Source organism: Bartonella raoultii, from assembly GCF_019659805.1.
Lineage (GTDB): Bacteria > Pseudomonadota > Alphaproteobacteria > Rhizobiales > Rhizobiaceae > Bartonella > Bartonella raoultii.
In genome coordinates this window covers 1-19,499 of sequence record NZ_JAIFRO010000011.1, presented here as the reverse complement: position 1 = coordinate 19,499, position 19,499 = coordinate 1, and the positions used below count along the sequence as shown (strand labels likewise).

The window sequence follows — 19,499 nt, the reverse complement described above, 5'->3', positions numbered from 1 at the left end:
GCAAAAGAGTTCCTACAATCATTATAAACTGCTTATTACATCAAACATAGTGAAAAATTGGTACTGCGCACGATACATCGGTGCTAACGTTTTCTTTAAAAACACACAGATAATTACAACCAGCTTCAAAAAACAGCCTTACCAATGAAGTACTCGCTAGAGGATTGCGTACACAACGCAATAATGACACACTGATTCCCGCAAGCATGCTTCACATATTTTACACATAGCCTGTACAGAATCTGCCGCTCCTAAATACTCTGACGTAATGCTACTGGGTTGTACAGTAATCACAGTTGCACCCTTAAACACCGGTTCCTACCATATCATAATGCCTGACAAAAGCACCATGCCATCATAGCAACCGCTTTGCATATAAGTTCCACAACATAAGTTCTACAAACTGTTTACGCATTGCTAAGCTAAGAGTTTTCTTGCCTACCTACGCCAATGAGACCACCGCTATCCTCTTTTTGAATCGTAAAACACAAATGATTTACCATTAGCGATCAACCATCTGCCAAAGTCCAGCTCGCTTAACCTCATAGCATTCTAAACCCTTAGACGCGCTCTGCCCCTAAGGGGGCATAGTTAAATATATCATTTCCGTCACCTATTCACGCTCTGGGACAAAAAAATCTGAAACTATCAGGCAATGCTGCGTTTGTATGCAGCATTGTTGTTAGGAATAAGCTTCTATTGAGATAGTTCTGATGAGAAGCGCCTACAGCTAATGGTATAGGGATTAATTTGGATTCTTTCGAAATGTTCTATATAAATTTAATGTGCCGCCCCACAACACACCATCAGTGAACCCACTTAAAAGACCAAAAAGAAGGTTAAAATCAAATGCATATTTCAAATCAGGTTCAACCTTGAGAAAAACAATCAATGTGAATTTTATGAAAAAAGCGATAAGAATAAATATCAGCGTCAACGGCGTACCAGGTCGAATAATTAAATCCGTTCCCTCTTTGATTTTTAAGCGCGGTGTGGTACGCCAAAGCAACCAGCCAACACCAATGCCGATCATTAGCCCCGCCAACATTGAGATTGCTCCCCAGCCCTGGAACGCCAGCTTATTAATCACATCGCTTGCGCCCAAAAAAAGAAAGATTAACGGCAATAGAAAAAGGCGGTTAACCTTCATTTCCCTATCTTTCAATGCGCTGATTCCCCTCGTAATGAGAAAAATAAGCAAAATCCAAGCCCATAAAGGGGTTCCGGTCAGAATATTAAACAATGACATATTATGCTCCATAGTGTTTGACGCAATAAAAATATTGCATGATTTCAGGAAGATATAGAGAAAAAAGAATACCAACGCAAATTAACCCCATAGTGCCCAAGCAAAGCTGGAGGCCATACAAAAAAAGCCACTAGAAGACCATTGGCAAAAAAGATGATTACCCAAATCCATGTAATATACTTAGTTGATGAGATAAAATAGGATATGTTTGCGTTTTTTCATAAACACCAACATTGGCATAAAAAATGGTAAAGGGTTTCTTTACTAGCAAACTAATCAATGAAACCAGAGCAAGTGACAGATAGCAAAAAACTGTAGGGTAGTTCAGTAAAAATGTAGACCATCCAGCGAAATAATTAATAAACAGGACAATAAAATCACAGTTAAGATGAGAGAGCGTTCAACCAGAGTTAAAACGTTTCCATTGATAACCCAAGAGTAAATACTCCACGGAATAAAAAAGATTATTATGTTAAACATGGTGCATCCTCCTTTTTATATTTGATAGAAAACTTACCGCAAATGCTTCGTTTTTTAGTTTCATGAATATAAAAAATGCCGCCTGGTTCATACTCTGTACCCTGTTTAATGGTCAACTGATAGGTATCTCCCAGATAAACTGCTTTAATGAACTTTACTTTTTGCAGCATAACAGATGCGATATTTTTCGCTCTACCCTGCGTGGCCAAAGCCAGAACCATCTCAATCAATAGTGAACTAGGCAATAATGAACCAGGACATACGGCGCGGGAGGGAAAATATTCCTTTAAAAGCAGGCGGTACGCATTAAAAGAAAAAGTACAAAAATCTCCGGTTACAGAAGAAATCTTACATAAATCGCCTAGTAATGGAAGAGCGGCTTTCTCAGAACACGAGCCCGGGAAGCGGACCTTACTGACAATGATGATTGCCTGCACAATAACGGCCCTACCATTGTCGTATGGTCTGGCCTTACAGTAAATACGGTAGGCCTCATTAATGCGTTCAATATGTCCTTCAACACATAACCGATCACTATCAAAATGGGTGGTAGAGAAAAACTGTTCAACCATAACAGGGAGATAGCGATAAGCAAGATTCGAGTTTTTAGCCACCACGGTGGCGAATCAAACTGAAAACTAATGCAAGACTTCGAGTAACAAGCCCCGTTTCAAATAGTTATGGGCTAAATCCCAGTGAGAAATATCGATTTGCCCGCAAGCACGCATCGGTACGGTTAAGGTGATACTCTGACATATATCCAAGAAATTTGGCTCGGTGCGATGCTTTATAGCCATGATTGGAGGCCCTTTTTATATTTTTCTCTTAAATCCTTTGATGATAAACCGAAAGAATGAAAGCTAAACCGCACTTGATAGTGCGCGGGAAGTATCGGCATACGACAAACAAAAAAAGCTAACATCCCAGCTCAGGAGCAGCTCGATGTTTGCCCATGATGCTTGCAATTAGAAAATCGACATTAGGTTGCAGTTCTGTATTGTCCGAAATAGATCGCGCAAGCGAACTGAAGGGGCGCATAGGCGCCTGAAAGCGTGAAAAAAGAAATCACCCCAGACATCTCGTTGCATAATCGGATAACCAAACCTTGGCTAGGGTTTGTCTTTGCAATAATGCGTTACCGCCACTAAGATTCTTGGCTTCAATCTCATGGAGGACACTAGAAAGTCGCATGATAGCATACTTGCAGGCTCCCACATGCGCAGAGCCAATGACACAAAAACCACCGATTGGTGCAGAAATGACGTTGCTCTTGGTACGGTTGGTGGGATTTGAACCTACGACCTCTGGTGCCACAAACCAGCGCTCTAACCAACTGAGCTACAACCGCATAAAGCAAACCTATCATAAATATTTATTCTTTTGTAAACATTTATTTCCTTTTTCTGTGACATAAGGAAGATCAAAAGAGTTTGCAAGCCCCTTTAAAAAAATCTCATACTTTTTATTCAGAAAAAGTACTTTTTACAACGATATCGTACGCTTTGCCCAATATTCAACACGTTGATCACGGTAAGTTTTTATATTATCAACTCCATCTTTCTGCATCAATTGTAATATCTCTTTTAGAATAACCACTGCAAGATTTGGCCCCTCATAAACCATCCCACTATATAGTTGAATCAAATCTGCACCAGCTTTAATTTTTTCCAAAGCAGTTTGTGCATCCTTTACGCCACCAACACCGATAATTGCGATATCCTTCCCTAATTTTTGACGCATTTTTGCCAGTATAATAGTAGAACGCTCAAAAAGTGGACGCCCAGAAAGCCCTCCCGTCTCACTACTGGATGTTTTGTTAATAAGCCCTTGCCGCGAAAGAGTTGTATTGGAAACAATCAAACCGTCAAAATCAGACAGTTTTATTTCTTCAGCGATATCATTCAATTCTTGTTCTGATAAATCTGGAGAAATTTTTAAAAAAAGTGGAACGCAAATTCCATGCTTTTTCTTTTGCTCACTACGAGCCTGCGAAACAGTTTTTATAAGAAGGTGTAAACTATCACGGGCCTGTAAATCACGCAAACCTGGTGTATTAGGAGAAGAAATATTAATTGTAAAATAATCAGCAACATCATAAAAATAAGCAATGCCAACCGCATAATCTTTAATCTTATCGACTGTATTTTTATTGGCACCAATATTGATTCCTATAATACCAGTTGGTTTACACTTACCCAATCTGTTGTAGACACTTTGATGCCCTTCATTATTAAACCCCATTCTATTAATAATTGCTTCATCTTCTTTTAAACGAAAAAGTCTTGGTTTATGGTTTCCAACCTGAGGCTTTGGTGTAACAGTACCAATTTCAGTGAAACCAAACCCTAAACGAAAAATAGCATCAACAACTTCTGCATTTTTATCAAAACCAGCAGCAAGCCCAACAAAATTTGCAAATTCAAGACCCGCCACAGTTACACATAAGCGTTTATCAATAATCGTTTGACAACTGTTTAATCCACTTTTTAACCCAACAATCGCTAAACGGTGTGCGTGCTCTGGATCCAACATAAATAATGCAGAACGACCAAGACAACGAAAAAAACTCATAAACCCTTCTCCACAACTAAAAATAATCCATTACACCTCACATAAATCTTTTAACATAAAAAATTATAAATAAAGATAATATGTTAGCTTAATAATAACGTTTACTCCCTATAAGATAAGCGCGTAATATTATCATTCTTCATGTTTATGTATATTAGGCAGAGAAAAGATCCTTTTGCTTTTCAAAATATTTCTCTCTCTGTTTTGTGACTTTTAAAAAGTGAAGGATTTTGTACATAAAAACAAAAATTATCTGATAAAAAATACAGTTTTAACGCAACAACTTTTTCATCATTCTCAATTTTATGCGCTTTTTGTACGAAACCCAATAAAACCTATATTTCTTTTAAACTGAATGATTCGTGAAGTTTTTAAAAGATCACCAGACTTTGAAAGAGATTTTATATTTGTAACGCTACAAAAAAATATAAACTGCTCTTTCTTTTTTCATTAAAAGCGGTAATTAAAATGATCGTATATCGCTTATATTAAAGGGGAAAATGCAATGCTTAAAGAATTCAAAGAATTTGCCCTTAAAGGCAATATGATTGATCTTGCGATCGGTGTAATTATAGGGGGCGCTTTTGGTGGATTAGTTAATTCAATTGTTGATGATATTTTTATGCCGATTATTGGACTTATCACAGGTGGAATTGACTTTTCTAACATGTTTATTCAACTTGCTGGTGAAAAGCAAGCCACATTAAGCGCGGCTAAAGCAGCCGGTGCCACTATCAGTTACGGCCATTTTATAACTTTACTTATTAATTTTATCATTATTGCTTGGGTTCTCTTCTTTTTTGTTAAAGGAATGAATAGAGTTCGCCGTAAACAAGAAGAAGAGGAAAAAAGCCCTAAACAGATACCTCCACAAGAACAACTTTTGTCTGAAATTAGAGATCTTCTAGCGAAAAAAAACTAATTTTATCCATGCTTTATCTCATGGAACACAGGAAAAAACATTTCCACAGTTGTTCCATGATTGGGTTTTGAAAATAATAAAAATTCACCACCATTTTCTTCTACCATTGCTTTACACATAGGGAGTCCTAAACCGGTTCCAATAAAAGTGCTATCGCCAGTACGCCCATCTTTGCGTTTTACTTGGCCATAAGGTTGCAATGCTTGTACAATTTCTTCTTCGCTCATCCCTATACCATTATCACTCACGGAAATCTTCACACGCTCTTTTTTTCTATAAGAAACATAGACAATAATTTGTCCTCCCGATGGAGTAAAACGAATAGCATTGGAAAGAAGATTCCATATAATCTGTCGAAATATCTGTTGTGATATATAAATAAATGGCACATGCGCTGGTGCAATAACGCGCATAATGATTCCATTATCATTTGCTTGTATTTCAAGCAAAGCCATAGCAGTGCGTAAACAAGAAATTACATCAAATTTCTCAGCAAGATGAAATGGTCTAGACTGATTATTACTTGTGCTAGAATAATTTGCTTTCGAGCTCTCTAATAATTGGTTAACCAGTGATAATATATGTTTTCCAGATGAAATAATATCGCATAAATATCCACGATAACGCTTATTATCTATTGAACCAAAACGACCATCTCTCATAATTTCTGCAAAACCAATCAGAGCATTTAAAGGTGTTCGCATCTCATGAACCACTTCAACTGTTTTGCGCTCTTCTTTATTCAGTGATAAAATCGTTCTTGTCATATCATGTAACATGACAGCATAATTATCTTGTTGTACCAAAGGTATAATTCTGATAGAAACCTTTATATTGTCATGATTTTTTGTCACTAAATCAACTGTCTCACTGCGACTTAAAATCTGATTTTTTTCTCCCATACAAATCAACTTAAAATATTTTGTAACTAATAATTGACTTTGCAAAGTGAAGAGTGATGACAATGGCTTTGCTTGTAACTCATTTATTTCATAGCCAATTAATGATAAAGCAGCTTTACTCGCTGATTGAATAATACCCTGCTCATTTAACCATAAAATGCCATCCGTTTCTGTATCCAACAATGATAAAACTGCTGCTGGCTCTTTTATGAGAGCTTGTTCTCTCGTCTTTTGAGGTAATGGATGTGCACAGGGTAAGCGAATCGCTTCTTCTTTAGTCAAATACTCTTCTTCCATTGAAGAATCCAATTCACCACGTAATCGTTCTGCAATCTCACGAAAAGCTGAACGCTCCATGTCCGAAAGGCTTGGAATTTTTATATCTAGCTTTTTATCTCTTTTCTTTTGTACTTTTTCGTGCATTTTTAAATACCAAAACCATGGAACTCATTAAACCGCTTAATATTTGGCAGCCAAAATCCTTAAAACAGAAAATTCAACATTAAGCTATTTAAAGCAACTTTCACAAACCTCTGAACAGTCTGTTTATTCCACAGTGTAGTCGATTCGGTAAAATTGCTAAGAACTCAATATTAAACATCATTAAATTGATGCACAAACCCATGAAAATGTAATCTTAAAATAGAGAAAAATATGAGCCTAACAATTTCAGATATTTTTTAAGACATTTAAAATAGTCCCTTGTCACCTATTTTCCAAGCAAAGCACCATAATAAAAACTTTTAAAAAGAAGAAATTTTTTACTTCTCTTTTCATTCATCTGTGCTTAACTCTAACGCATCTGCTTTCAACAATACGCATGAAACATACCTATGTGCTGCACCAAACTATAGAATAAAAAATTTTGACCGGCATCTCGCTATCAATTATCTGTAGCAGAATTTTGACTGTCTTATTAACAAAAAATGGGAGCTACCTTTTATTCCAATAAAGTTTTTAATCAAAATGCCTTGCCTAAACTAATATTAACAAACAGAAATTCCCTTTCTGCACCTTAAACCACCTAATAGAACAGAATTTGCATACTGCTCTCTTTCTAATATTTAATGACACGCTAAACAATCAAAAGAAACTGCCTTTTCATTATACCACTATAAAAAAGGACTTAAATATATCGCAATACTATTTCACTAAAAACTATTTTATTATCTGAAAAGAAAGAGCATTTATACTCGTATAAGATTTTGTCTCATTCTGTATATTCTAAATAAGTTTAAAATAGTAAAAACATCTTTCATCCTTCTTTGTGTATCTATCCTATGTACTTTATCAGAAATCTTAATACAAAATAGTTCTTTTCTTATCGCATACTCTCCATTCAATTTTTTTAATATCTCATAGCTCAAAATACATACAGAAGAACATAGGATTCATTCTTTAAATAATGTCCATCACATATTTTTATAATTGGCTTACTCATTATTGTACTTATCAAGCAAAATCTCACGTTTTCCAACATGGTTAGCTGCTCCTACAATACCTTTTTCTTCCATGCGTTCAACGAGAGAAGCTGCTTTATTATAACCTATTGAAAGCCGACGCTGTATATAAGATGTCGAGCATTTTTTATCACGCATCACAATTTGTACAGCCTTCATATAAAGTTCCTCAGCATCTTCGCTAAGATTTTCTGTCTCAGAAACATCTGTAACTAAATCCGTAGACTCACCTTCCTTATTGTCGCCATCACTATCTGTTACTGTTGTCAAATAATCAGGCTTTCCTTGTTTTTTAAGATGAGCAACAACAGATTCAACTTCTTTATCGGAAACAAAAGGCCCATGAACACGCACAATGCGCCCACCACCAGCCATATGAAGCATATCTCCTTGTCCTAAAAGTGTTTCAGCGCCTTGTTCTCCTAAGATTGTGCGACTGTCAATTTTTGATGTTACCTGAAAAGAAATACGTGTGGGAAAATTCGCTTTTATCGTTCCTGTAATGACATCAACTGAGGGACGTTGCGTTGCCATAATAAGATGAATACCAGCTGCACGTGCCATTTGCGCTAAACGTTGAATGGCATTTTCTATTTCTTTACCAGCCACCATCATGAGATCAGCCATTTCATCAACAATTACGACAATATAGGGAAGCTCTTTTAAATCCATTGCTTCCTCATGATATAGCATTTCCCCACTTTCTTTATCAAAGCCCGACTGTACAGTACACATAATCTTTTCACCTTTTTGTACTGCAAGTGCAATTCGTGCATTAAAACCATCAATATTACGTACACCCAACTTAGCCATTTTACGATAACGTTCTTCCATTTCACGAACTGCCCATTTTAAAGCTGTTACAGCTTTCTTTGGATCCGTTACAACAGGTGTTAAAAGATGCGGTATACCATCATAAATAGAAAGCTCTAACATTTTAGGATCAACCATAATCAAGCGACATTGCTTTGGTGTCATACGATAAAGAATCGACAAAATCATTGTATTAATTGCAACGGATTTACCTGATCCCGTTGTTCCAGCAACCAATAAATGAGGCATTTTTGCTAATTCTGCAATGATAGGCTCACCATTAATCCCTTTCCCTAAGGCAAGTGCTAATTGAAATTGACTCTCCCGAAAAGAACTAGATTGAATTAATTCCCGCAAATAAACTGTATCACGAACTGCATTTGGTAGCTCAATGCCAATAACATTGCGTCCAGGAATCACAGCAACGCGTGTAGAAATAGCAGACATCGAACGCGCAATATCATCAGAAAGGTTAATAACACGCGATGATTTTACTCCAGCTGCTGGCTCAAATTCGTACATTGTTACCACCGGTCCTGGATGAACATGGATAATTTCACCTTTAATTCCAAAATCTTCCAAAACACTTTCTAAAAGTCCAGCACCACGCTCTAATATTTCTTGTGAAATCACTGTACCTTCATGAAAAACAGGTTTCTGTAATAAATCAATCGGAGGAAATTCATAACTGTCAAGGTCAAGAGATTGGGCATTTAGCATAGCAGCAGAAACATCGCTACTTAATGGTGTATTTAAAGATCTCGATATTTTGCCTTTTGATTTGATCATAGATATATCTGCTGCCTTTTTCACTACATCTTCTGTTCCATAAGAATCGGCAATATCATTGGTATTTTTACCCGTAATAGTCGCTTTTCCATCGCTTACTGGATGTGAAAAATTCTCAGAAACAAGTTTACAATGATGCTTTTGTTCTTCTTTGACTGCATTATTCTTTGTATAGATTAAATGAGAAAGCTTCTCAGTTTTTTGGATGTCTTGTACTGGTGTTTCTGCTGTAATCGAATTATAAAATTGTGGAAAACGGTACTCAAGAACACGATAAAGAGCAGTAATGGACTCATCAAAGGTAGGCACATTATTCAATACAATCTCATCATTCATAACAACAGCAGCTGTTTTATCTTCTTTTGAAGTTTTAGTATCGATCTGTTCTAAAAAAGAGGGATCACATTCAAAAAATGCATCATCAGAAAGATAAAAAATAGATGCCATTTTTTGCATCACATTTTGTAATTTATGCTTCAGTACATCCGTTTCAACTGACTCGCAAACAGTTTGCGGTGATAATTGTTCTAAAATTGTTGAATGACAAATTGATGTTTTTTTCTCTATCGCGCGTGAATTAACTATCTTTTGAGGCAATGGGAAATTTGTCGCTTTTGTATTGCAATGTACCATGCTTGTATTTTTTTTGCTCTCTTTTTGCGTAAAAACTTTGAACTGTTTTGCAAAAACTGGATCTGTTTCTATGCGGCGGCGCAAAATTTCTACTTCTGGTGTTCGCGTAAATCGTACATTTTGTCCAAGGGTAAATGCCTTTTTCCATACTTCTGGATAAGGAAATATTTTAGAGCTCTGAGAAGATAATTTTTTTTCTGATGAACTTTGTGTACTCTCATCAGACAAAAAAGACGTAGAAATGGATTTTGTTTTCGAATTGTTCATGATACCCAACAGACTTATAGCAATGAGAATAGTTGCTTCTTCAAAAAGAATGCAAAAGAACTCTATAATAGGAAGGTTAATAACCTTTTGCTAACCACCATTTTTAATGAAAAAAATATCATCATTTTTCTTCAGGATACTCACTCTACATTTACAAATGTAGATGACAAGATTCATGATATCATGCCACGATATTTTAATTTTTTTATTCCCAATTATTCTTTTTCCCTCCTACACCCATACAAACAATTCATGATAAGCAGTATTCTTTCTTACTTTTATACTCATTATCATAAAAGCCATCTCATTCCTTTTCTGTTCTTTTCTGAGTAAAAATATTATTCTTGTTATCCTTGCTCAAAAAGGCTTAAATGGAATGGAGTTTTAAAATATCAAAATAGGGAGGAAATCATGTTAAACAAACGCAAATTTTATATCAATGGTCTATGGGATGAACCAAGTACTCCTCATGATTTTCACGTCATTGATCCATCAACAGAAGAAGCGTGTGCTGTCATTAGTATGGGCAGCAAAAAAGATGCAGATAAAGCAATTCACGCAGCTAAAAAAGCTTTTCAAAATTGGAAAACAACCTCACAAAGTGAACGTCTTGGCTTTGTTGAAAAAATTGCACAGATTTATGAAAAACGTTCAAAAGATATGGCAAAAACTATTTCAATGGAAATGGGAGCACCCATTGATATGGCACTCAATGCACAGACTGCAGCTGGTAGTTCTCATATTCGTAACTTTATCAAAGCTTACAAAGAATTTTCATTCCAAGAGGTTTTAATAAAAGGAAATGAGCAAGCCATTCTCCATTATGACCCTATAGGTGTTGTAGGATTAATTACTCCATGGAATTGGCCCATGAATCAAGTAACTCTTAAAGTTATCCCCGCTCTCTTGGCTGGTTGTACCATGGTGTTAAAACCCTCTGAAATTGCGCCACTTTCTGCTATGCTCTTTGCTGAAATTGTAGATGAAGCAGCCTTGCCAGCCGGCGTTTTTAATTTAGTCAACGGTGATGGTGCCAATGTTGGCTCTTACCTTTCACTTCATCCAGATCTAGAGATGATCAGCTTTACTGGATCAACTAGAGCAGGAAAAGATATCTCTAAAAATGCTAGTAACACTTTAAAACGAGTCTGTCTGGAACTTGGTGGTAAAGGTGCCAACATCATCTTCGCGGATGCGGATGCGGATGCAGTTCAACGTGGTGTACAACGCTGCTTTTATAATAGTGGACAAAGCTGTAATGCACCAACACGTATGATCGTGGAACACACCATTTATGATGAAGCTGTAAAAATAGCAAAAGATGTTGCAGAAAAAACAAAAGTAGGTCCAAACCACCAAACAGGAAATCACATAGGTCCTGTAGTCTCAAAAAAGCAATATGATAAAATCCAAGACCTTATCCAATCAGGAATTGATGAAGGAGCAACCCTTGTCACCGGTGGGACGGGTTTACCGATAGGAATAGAACGTGGTTATTATGTACGCCCCACAGTGTTTTCTAATGTAAAACCGCATATGCGCATTTTTAAAGAAGAAATCTTTGGTCCAGTCCTCTCGATTCTTCCCTTCAATACTGAAGATGAAGCTGTAGCCTTAGCGAATGATACCGAGTACGGTCTTACCAACTATATACAATCACAAGATCGCAATAAGTGTCGTCGCATCGCTGCACAAGTACGGTCTGGTATGGTAGAAGTGAACGAACATGGATTACCCAGTGGAAGTTACTTTGGAGGCGTAAAATTTTCTGGACGTGCCCGTGAAGGCGGACACTGGGGCATTAAAGAATTTCTTGATACAAAAGCAATTTCATATTGGTAAAAAAATCTTATTAAAAACTTAATAGGAATTGTATGATAATACAAAAAATAACGGATGAGGATTCTCTTGGAAAACGCCTAGATCAGTGGCTTGCTCAACAATATAACAATGAACTATCGCGTTCGCGTTTGCAAGCCCTCATCCGTGAGGGTTATCTTAAAATTGATGGTAAGCCTATAAAAGAACCAAAAACAAAATTAAAATCTAACCAAAAAATTGAACTCATAATACCTGTCCTTCGTGATGCGGAACCTCTTGGTGAAGCCATTGCATTGGATATTCTTTTCGAAGATGACCATATCATTGTTATCAATAAACCAGCAGGTCTGGTTGTTCATCCTGGAAATGGTAATTGGACTGGTACGTTAGTTAATGCTCTTATTTATCACTGTGGTAAAAGCTTATCTGGGATCGGCGGTGTCAAACGTCCTGGCATTGTTCATCGACTCGATAAAAATACAACTGGAATTATGGTTGTAGCCAAAAATGATATTTCTCATAAAAATCTTAGTGCCCAATTTTCTGACCATGGACGTACCAGTGCTTTAGATCGACGTTATCATGCCTTAGTTTGGGGGATGCCTCATCGTAATACTGGCACAATCGACGCATCACTTGGTCGTTCTCCCTATAACCGAATAAAGCAATCTGTTCTCCATAACCAAACCCCTTATGCACGTCATGCTATTACGCATTTTTCTCTTCTAGAAAAATATGGAGCGCATACTAATACAACATCTTTTGCTAGCCTTTTGGAATGTCGCCTAGAAACAGGACGTACGCATCAAATTCGTGTTCATATGGCTCATATTGGACACCCACTCATAGGTGATACTGTTTATGGAAACGCTTTTAAAACAAAATCAAACAGACTTAGTTCCATCATTAAAAATGCAATTGATCAATTGAATCGACAAGCACTTCATGCCGCTCATCTCACCTTTGAACATCCTATCACCGGTAAAATTATGTCTTTTTCTTCACCACTTCCTCAAGATATGGCTGAACTTATTATGCATTTTAAAAAAATGAATTGAAACTTTTATGCTTCTTAAGATTTCACAATAAAAGAGCTCTGTCTTTAATATCTCTTTTTGAATAAAATTAAAAATTATGATAGCGTAAGATGTTAAAGATATTTATAATGTCTCAAAATAGAATTTGCCTTATAAGGGAATTCATGCAAAAGGAGGGTGCTATATGGCCCATATAAATTTACTATCCGTGATAACAGGCGATGGGGGATTAAATCGTTACTTAGAAGAAGTACGTCGTTTTCCAATGCTTGATCCAAAAGAAGAGTATATGTTAGCTCAGCGTTATCGTGAGCATAATGACCTAAAAGCTGCACATCGATTGGTGACCAGTCATTTGCGTCTTGTAGCGAAAATTGCAATGGGATATCGAGGTTACGGGTTGCCTATTGGAGAAGTTATCTCAGAAGGTAATGTTGGTCTTATGCAAGCTGTTAAACGTTTCGAACCAGAGCGCGGTTTTCGTCTTGCAACTTACGCAATATGGTGGATTAAAGCATCAATTCAGGAATATGTATTGCGATCTTGGAGTTTGGTAAAAATAGGAACAACTGCTAATCAAAAGCGCTTATTTTTTAATCTTCGTAAATTAAAAAATAAGCTTCAAGCGCTTGATAGTGGTGATCTTAATGGAGAGCAAGTTAAGGAAATTGCTACCCAATTAAATGTCACAGAAGATGAAGTTATATCAATGAATCGTCGACTTGGAGGCGACACCTCACTTAATGCCCCGCTTCGTACAAAAGAAGGTGAAAATAGCGAATGGCAGGATTGGTTAGTAGATGACTCTAATAATCAGGAACAGACTTTAATCGAACAAAATGAATTGGATAATCGTCGTTCCATGCTCACAAACGCTATGGATAATTTAAATGAACGTGAAAAGCGTATTTTTAAAGCGCGTCGCTTAAGTGATAAGCCACTAACATTAGAGGAACTGTCAAGCGAATTTAACATTAGTCGAGAACGCGTAAGACAAATCGAAATGCGCGCCTTTGAAAAAGTACAAAATTTTATCAAAATTTCCGCTTTATCTCAAAACCAAATGTAAAAGCTTTTAAAATATAAAGTTATAGATTGAATTTCCATTAATAAGAGGCAATATATTGCCTCTTATTAATGCGTTATTATAATAATCCCGTGAACACAGATTGTTTATTTATATCTTATCTGTTGGCAATCTTAATACTTTATTTCTTGTGATCAAGAGCTGTTTGCTTATCTGGTTGCGCGAGCCATTTTCCAATAACTTTCTTAAAGATAGCTTCACCGATTGCCCCTTTTGAGAAAGTTAATTCGTTTATACGTCCATTTTTATCCGTTAGGACTAAACGCATCCAATCTAATTCCCTCATCAATTGTAAATTTCTATCAAGAAATGGATGACTGCCGCTTAATGCAACAAGAAAAAAGTTATCGCTAATCTTTGCTGTAACCGTTCTAGCTAACGCTTGTCCAATGGATTGTTCACTTGCTTTAAAAGTTAACATTTGAATATTGCTCACAGCTTTACCGGAAAATTTATCAGAAAGAATAAAAATAACATCTATAATATATGCAGCAGGAAAAGATAAATCCGTATTACGACGTAAAATAAGCCGTAACGATACCCCTTCATCTGGAATTTTTATATCACCTTGTATAGCTTCTTCTGCCGGAACACCTTTCATTCGCGATTCTTTTATAAGCTTCCAATGGACACTCCCCATTGCCACCTTTTCTGAATCATAATCTGTACGTGCCTTATAAAAAATAGCTTCACCTGACTCTCCAATTGCTTGGACATTGCTAGAAATAACAGAAGAAATAGTTTTTTCTTCATTCGAAGAATTTGCCGTTTTATCTAAACCGACATCAATTTCACTCCCATCTTCTAATAAGCGCTGCGTTAACTTTTTATGAACCGAAAGCATCTTTGTCTGTGCATGAGTAACTGCAACATTTCCTCCTGAAAACTGACGATCATTTGATACAAACATACGCCCTCCAATAAGGAAAAAACCAATTATTAAAATGATAAATACAACAATAATTGTAACACCTATCACAATACGCTTTTGTATCGATGACCTATTAGCACGACGCAAAGCTTGAGAAAAAATATGCGATACAATATGTGAGTTATCTCCTTGCAAAGGAGAAACTGGAGATGAAGCTTTTAATATACTTTTCTGAACATGCTGCGAGGACAAACAAGCTTCCATATTGACAGGTTCTGCATCTGGCATAGAAGACTTATTAAGTATTTCATTATCCTTTGAACGTACAGCTATTATTTGCTGTTTTTCTCCTGTTCCTAATACAGAAAATGCATTCTCTTGTGGCAATATAGTGTTTTGTATGTGTTTATCATTTTTAGATATATTTTTAGAATTCCACCCAATAATTGAAGAGAGTAACTCCTTTTCATCCGCTAAATATTCTTCTTCAACAATTGCAATAGCATTTTGTAAACTTTTTCTTTGCTCATCTGCTATCGCATGTGGTACTGTTGCTTCTACAAATTGACGTTCAAGTGTTTCAATAGCTCGTTTATAAATCCGCTTACGCACTTGTAGTGTAATATTACTTTGTGAACTAATGGTCTTCTTTAAGATTCCAACGAAATCTATCATATCCTCTATAATCTTTCTCAAACTCAGAAGAGAAATACCAAAATTAAGGCTAAAAATACCTTTATTTTAGCCTTCCGCATTAATTATCATTTAAATTGCTATAACTCTTGTAGTAATTTAAAATGAATGTGAAAAATAAACAATGCTCTTTTCCAACTTTCTCTCATGCATCTTTAAATCTTTTTTCGAACCTAGAAGACAGAAATGAAATAAAATCCTTTACAACAAAACTTTAAAAATAATGGCTAGCCCGCAAAGGGATCCGTAACGAGGATAGTATCCTCGCGCTCAGGGCTGGTAGACAATAAAGCAACTTGTGCGTTGATCAGTTTTTCAATATGATGTATATATTTAATGGCTTGAGTTGGCAAATCTTCCCATCTTAGTGCACGTGCTGTTTTTTGCTTCCAACCTTCTAATGTTTCATAAATAGGCTTCACACGAGCTTGAGCACCCATAGAAGAAGGGAGATAATCAATTTTTTTGCCATCAAGCTCATAACCAATACAAATTTTAATTTCGTCCAAACCGTCTAAAACATCAAGCTTTGTCAATGCTATCCCATGAACACCACAAATTGCTACCATTTGACGTACTAAAACAGCATCAAACCACCCACACCGGCGCTTTCGACCAGTTACAACGCCAAATTCATGCCCACGCATTCCCAGAAATTCACCAATATCATTTATCTGTTCTGTCGGAAATGGCCCCTCTCCAACACGTGTTGTATAAGCTTTTGCAATACCTAAAACATAATGAATAGAACTAGGCCCCATACCAGAACCAGTACATGCTTGCCCAGAAATTGTATTAGATGATGTTACATAAGGATAAGTCCCAAAATCATTGTCTAATAAAGCACCTTGTGCGCCTTCAAAAAGGACGTGCTTTCTCATCCGAGAACTTTCATCCAAAAGACGCCATGTACAATCCATAAAAGGCAAAATTTCATCTGCAACTTGCATTAATTCATCATAAAGCACTTGAGAATCAATCTCTTCTACTCCCATTCCACGACGTAAAGCATTATGATGCCGCAAAAGTCGTTCGATTTTAGCCATAAGCGTATCGGCTTCCGCTAAATCCATAACCCGGATAGCACGACGTCCTACTTTATCTTCATAAGCTGGACCAATACCACGCTTTGTCGTACCAATTTTTAAACCTGATAAACCACTTTCTCGGGTTGCATCAAGATCACGATGCAAAGAAAGAATTAAAGGAGCATTTTCAGCGATACGTAAAATCTTCGGTGTAATTTTTATACCTTGGTCACGTAGTTTTTTTAATTCTGCTACAAAGTGATGAGGATCAACAACAACACCATTACCAATAATTGATAACTTTCCACGCACTAAACCAGACGGTAAGAGCGATAATTTATAACTCACTCCATCAATAACCAATGTATGACCTGCATTATGTCCACCCTGATATCTTACTACGATATCTGCCCGTTCAGACAACCAATCTACAATTTTTCCTTTGCCTTCATCGCCCCATTGTGTACCAACAACTACTACATTGGCCATAATTTTCTCCGTCGTGTTTGGTAAATAAAACCAGCATTTAAAAACAAACACTTCTTTATAACGAAACCTTAAAGCAAGTGCGACTCTTCATTTCAGCTTTTTTAATCTTCAAATGATTAAATCTTTATCTTTACAATAGTAGAAAGCAGACAATGGATGGATATATTTTTATTCTTAATCAATCATTTTTTTTATAAACAATAGAAAAATTGAAAACTCTTCGGTATTATTTTGGTTAAAATCGACTCATTATTCGTATTTATCGTCTTCTCTTTTAAAAATTATACGGAATTTGAAAATGATTTATTCATAAAAATATGGGAGATCTTATAAAGATCTCCCATATTTTCTAGAACAAGTCGCATTAATAAAAAATACCTATAGTTTCCTAAAGCTGAGCTTTTTCAACTTGAAATGCCCATTCCAGCCACTCTGTTAAAATTTCAAGATCAGAAGATTCAATTGTTGTACCTGCCCAAACACGAAGTCCTGGAGGAGCATCTCGATAAGAACCAATATCATAAGCAACACCTTCTTCATCAAGACGTTTCACAATTGCTTTTATAAAAGATACGCGCTTTTCAGTATCCAAAGCAGTAACGACTGAATCCACGATATCTAAACAAATAGATGTATTAGAACGTACTTTAGGATCTTTAGCTAGATACTCTAGCCATGGTGTTTTGCGAACAAAAGCATCAAATACAGCAAAATTTCTTTCAACACGTGCCCTTAATGCTGGCGCACCACCTATAGACTTTGCCCACTTTAATCCATCAAGAAAATCTTCCACACAAAGCATAGAAGGCGTATTGATTATCTTCCCTTTAAAAATATCTTCATTCAGCTTTCCATTTTTTGTCATATAAAAAAGCTGGGGCATTGGCCAAGCAGGAACATGATTCTCCAATCGCTCCACAGCACGAGGACTTAAAATTACTATGCCATGTGCTGCTTCACCACCTAAAACTTTTTGCCATGAAAAAGTAACAACATCTAATTTTGAAAAATCAAGGTATAGTCCAAAAGCGGCAGAGGTTGCATCACAAATTGTTAATCCTGCTCGCTTTTCTGGAATGAAATCTGCATTAGGAATACACACACCAGAAGTTGTTCCATTCCATGTAAAAACAACATCACGATCAAAATCAAGTTGTGTTAAATCTGGTAATTCACCGTAAGGTGCTTCAAAACGACGTACATCAGAAAGTTTTAATTGCTCAACAACATCTGTATTCCACCCCAAACCAAAACTTTCCCATGCCGCCATATCGACACCGCGTTCACCTAATAAAGACCACAGAGATGCCTCAACAGCACCAGTATCTGAACCAGGAATAATCCCTATACGATAATCAGAAGGAACTTCAAGAATCTCACGGATTAAGTCAACAATTTCAGCAAGTTTTAATTCTGCTTCTCTTGATCGATGCGACCGTCCAACTAATGCATCTTTTAGAACTTCAAGAGTCCAACCAGGCCGTTTGCTACAAGGTCCTGAAGAAAAATTGGTATTATTGGGACGACGATTTGGTTTGTCTAGCATTATCATTATTCTCCCCTTTCAGATAGCTTGTCTTTCTTTTCTTTAAAGAAAAACGAATTATTATAAAAACTATGCCAGTAGTCTCTTTAAGACAAAGATCAAAAATGTTTTCTATTCACTTCGTAAACTTAAAGTACGCGGAAAATTTATGAAAAATATCTTTTTGAATCAGATTCTTATATTAATTCTTTTAAAATATTCCCTCACGTCCTTATTACGATAAGACAGCATTCTGATAGCAATATGCTAACGTATTATAATATACCTATCAAGTTTATTTTATGAAAAGAATCATTATAATTTTCCTAGCGTATGTAAATAAACTTATAAAAAATCAATTATTTTTCTTTTGATGGCTGGACAGAGAAAATTTTAATGTTATAACCGCACACGTTTCACTTGTTTTATGAACGTGCCCAGATAGCTCAGTTGGTAGAGCAGCGGACTGAAAATCCGCGTGTCCGTGGTTCGAATCCGCGTCTGGGCACCACCTTTTTCTTTTAGCACATTGAAATATATAGATTTTTTCTTTAATTCTTTGTTTTTAGACCACCTTTTAGTCCACCTATTGTAGTTTATACAATTTTACCTAACTTGTTGTTATTTGCTCCGTATTTTTCTTTGGAGTGAAGGCTAGAATCTCTTTTTTTCTCCATCTCACAGCTCTCCCTAGCTTATATGGCTTTGGAAAGACACCTTGAAGAACCCAATTGCGAATCGTTGTTGTGGATACACTAAAAAGCTCTGCACATTCACGGGTTGTTACATATCTATCGCCATCATCAAATATCATTTTATTACCTCTCTATTTTTTATGTTATGTAAATGGGTGGGTGGGGAC

General features: G+C 36.3%; 13 protein-coding genes and 2 tRNA genes. 5 read left to right on the top strand and 10 right to left on the bottom strand.

Going from position 1 to position 19,499, the window contains the following annotated elements; translation table 11 throughout:
• Window positions 1-745: 745 nt before the first annotated feature.
• From K3248_RS08065 to K3248_RS08050, 4 genes are all read right to left on the bottom strand, one after another.
• On the bottom strand, window positions 746-1,249 hold the full coding sequence (locus K3248_RS08065) for a DUF6622 family protein (protein ID WP_220717840.1): 504 nt from the start codon (window positions 1,247-1,249) through the stop codon (window positions 746-748).
• A 467-nt stretch (window positions 1,250-1,716) separates the two neighbouring features.
• Complete coding sequence (locus tag K3248_RS08845) at window positions 1,717-2,343, bottom strand: beta-hydroxyacyl-ACP dehydratase (RefSeq protein ID WP_246588406.1); 627 nt, start codon at window positions 2,341-2,343, stop codon at window positions 1,717-1,719.
• 657 nt (window positions 2,344-3,000) lie between these two features.
• Window positions 3,001-3,077 (bottom strand) — tRNA-His (locus K3248_RS08055).
• Window positions 3,078-3,211: 134 nt separating this feature from the next.
• Complete coding sequence (locus K3248_RS08050) at window positions 3,212-4,300, bottom strand: quinone-dependent dihydroorotate dehydrogenase (protein ID WP_220717839.1); 1,089 nt, start codon at window positions 4,298-4,300, stop codon at window positions 3,212-3,214.
• 505 nt (window positions 4,301-4,805) lie between these two features.
• Here K3248_RS08050 and mscL point away from each other — a divergent pair.
• Window positions 4,806-5,222, top strand: coding sequence for a large conductance mechanosensitive channel protein MscL (gene mscL, locus K3248_RS08045; protein WP_220717838.1), 417 nt, complete (start codon window positions 4,806-4,808; stop codon window positions 5,220-5,222).
• A gap of 2 nt (window positions 5,223-5,224) precedes the next feature.
• Here the strand turns inward: mscL and K3248_RS08040 are convergent, their stop codons facing one another.
• The gene (locus K3248_RS08040; protein ID WP_220717837.1) at window positions 5,225-6,547 is read right to left on the bottom strand and encodes a PAS domain-containing sensor histidine kinase; all 1,323 of its coding nucleotides are present in this window, start codon (window positions 6,545-6,547) and stop codon (window positions 5,225-5,227) included.
• Window positions 6,548-7,557: 1,010 nt separating this feature from the next.
• A complete protein-coding gene (locus K3248_RS08035) occupies window positions 7,558-10,086 on the bottom strand; it encodes a DNA translocase FtsK (RefSeq protein ID WP_220717836.1) in 2,529 nt (842 codons plus the stop codon).
• Between the two features lie 411 nt (window positions 10,087-10,497).
• On the opposite strand from K3248_RS08035, the gene K3248_RS08030 reads away from it, so the two are divergent.
• From K3248_RS08030 to rpoH, 3 genes are all read left to right on the top strand, one after another.
• Window positions 10,498-11,928: an aldehyde dehydrogenase family protein gene (locus tag K3248_RS08030; protein WP_220717835.1), complete on the top strand. Its 1,431-nt coding sequence runs from the start codon at window positions 10,498-10,500 to the stop codon at window positions 11,926-11,928.
• A 32-nt stretch (window positions 11,929-11,960) separates the two neighbouring features.
• Window positions 11,961-12,965: an RluA family pseudouridine synthase gene (locus K3248_RS08025; protein WP_220717834.1), complete on the top strand. Its 1,005-nt coding sequence runs from the start codon at window positions 11,961-11,963 to the stop codon at window positions 12,963-12,965.
• A gap of 163 nt (window positions 12,966-13,128) precedes the next feature.
• Window positions 13,129-14,013, top strand: coding sequence for an RNA polymerase sigma factor RpoH (rpoH, locus tag K3248_RS08020; protein WP_220717833.1), 885 nt, complete (start codon window positions 13,129-13,131; stop codon window positions 14,011-14,013).
• 139 nt (window positions 14,014-14,152) lie between these two features.
• Here the strand turns inward: rpoH and K3248_RS08015 are convergent, their stop codons facing one another.
• The 3 genes from K3248_RS08015 to K3248_RS08005 all read right to left on the bottom strand — a co-directional run bounded on the left by K3248_RS08015 (window position 14,153) and on the right by K3248_RS08005 (window position 18,664).
• Window positions 14,153-15,577, bottom strand: a complete 1,425-nt coding sequence (locus K3248_RS08015) for a hypothetical protein (RefSeq protein WP_220717832.1) — start codon at window positions 15,575-15,577, stop codon at window positions 14,153-14,155.
• A 245-nt stretch (window positions 15,578-15,822) separates the two neighbouring features.
• Entirely contained in the window at window positions 15,823-17,112 is a 1,290-nt protein-coding gene (locus K3248_RS08010) for an adenylosuccinate synthase (RefSeq protein ID WP_220717831.1), read from the bottom strand.
• 388 nt (window positions 17,113-17,500) lie between these two features.
• Window positions 17,501-18,664: a phosphoserine transaminase gene (locus K3248_RS08005; protein ID WP_220717830.1), complete on the bottom strand. Its 1,164-nt coding sequence runs from the start codon at window positions 18,662-18,664 to the stop codon at window positions 17,501-17,503.
• A gap of 408 nt (window positions 18,665-19,072) precedes the next feature.
• On the opposite strand from K3248_RS08005, the gene K3248_RS08000 reads away from it, so the two are divergent.
• Window positions 19,073-19,148, top strand: a tRNA-Phe gene (locus K3248_RS08000).
• Between the two features lie 99 nt (window positions 19,149-19,247).
• On the opposite strand, the gene K3248_RS07995 is transcribed toward K3248_RS08000, so the two are convergent.
• Window positions 19,248-19,451, bottom strand: a complete 204-nt coding sequence (locus K3248_RS07995; protein WP_220717829.1) for a helix-turn-helix transcriptional regulator — start codon at window positions 19,449-19,451, stop codon at window positions 19,248-19,250.
• Between the last annotated feature and the right edge of the window lie 48 nt (window positions 19,452-19,499).

Coding starts and splice junctions, on each gene's coding strand:
- K3248_RS08065 (WP_220717840.1), bottom strand. CDS start 1,249: ATGTCATTGTTTAATATTCTGACCGGAACCCCTTTATGGGCTTGGATT.
- K3248_RS08050 (WP_220717839.1), bottom strand. CDS start 4,300: ATGAGTTTTTTTCGTTGTCTTGGTCGTTCTGCATTATTTATGTTGGAT.
- mscL (WP_220717838.1), top strand. CDS start 4,806: ATGCTTAAAGAATTCAAAGAATTTGCCCTTAAAGGCAATATGATTGAT.
- K3248_RS08040 (WP_220717837.1), bottom strand. CDS start 6,547: ATGCACGAAAAAGTACAAAAGAAAAGAGATAAAAAGCTAGATATAAAA.
- K3248_RS08035 (WP_220717836.1), bottom strand. CDS start 10,086: ATGAACAATTCGAAAACAAAATCCATTTCTACGTCTTTTTTGTCTGAT.
- K3248_RS08030 (WP_220717835.1), top strand. CDS start 10,498: ATGTTAAACAAACGCAAATTTTATATCAATGGTCTATGGGATGAACCA.
- K3248_RS08025 (WP_220717834.1), top strand. CDS start 11,961: ATGATAATACAAAAAATAACGGATGAGGATTCTCTTGGAAAACGCCTA.
- rpoH (WP_220717833.1), top strand. CDS start 13,129: ATGGCCCATATAAATTTACTATCCGTGATAACAGGCGATGGGGGATTA.
- K3248_RS08015 (WP_220717832.1), bottom strand. CDS start 15,577: ATGATAGATTTCGTTGGAATCTTAAAGAAGACCATTAGTTCACAAAGT.
- K3248_RS08010 (WP_220717831.1), bottom strand. CDS start 17,112: ATGGCCAATGTAGTAGTTGTTGGTACACAATGGGGCGATGAAGGCAAA.
- K3248_RS08005 (WP_220717830.1), bottom strand. CDS start 18,664: ATGATAATGCTAGACAAACCAAATCGTCGTCCCAATAATACCAATTTT.
- K3248_RS07995 (WP_220717829.1), bottom strand. CDS start 19,451: ATGATATTTGATGATGGCGATAGATATGTAACAACCCGTGAATGTGCA.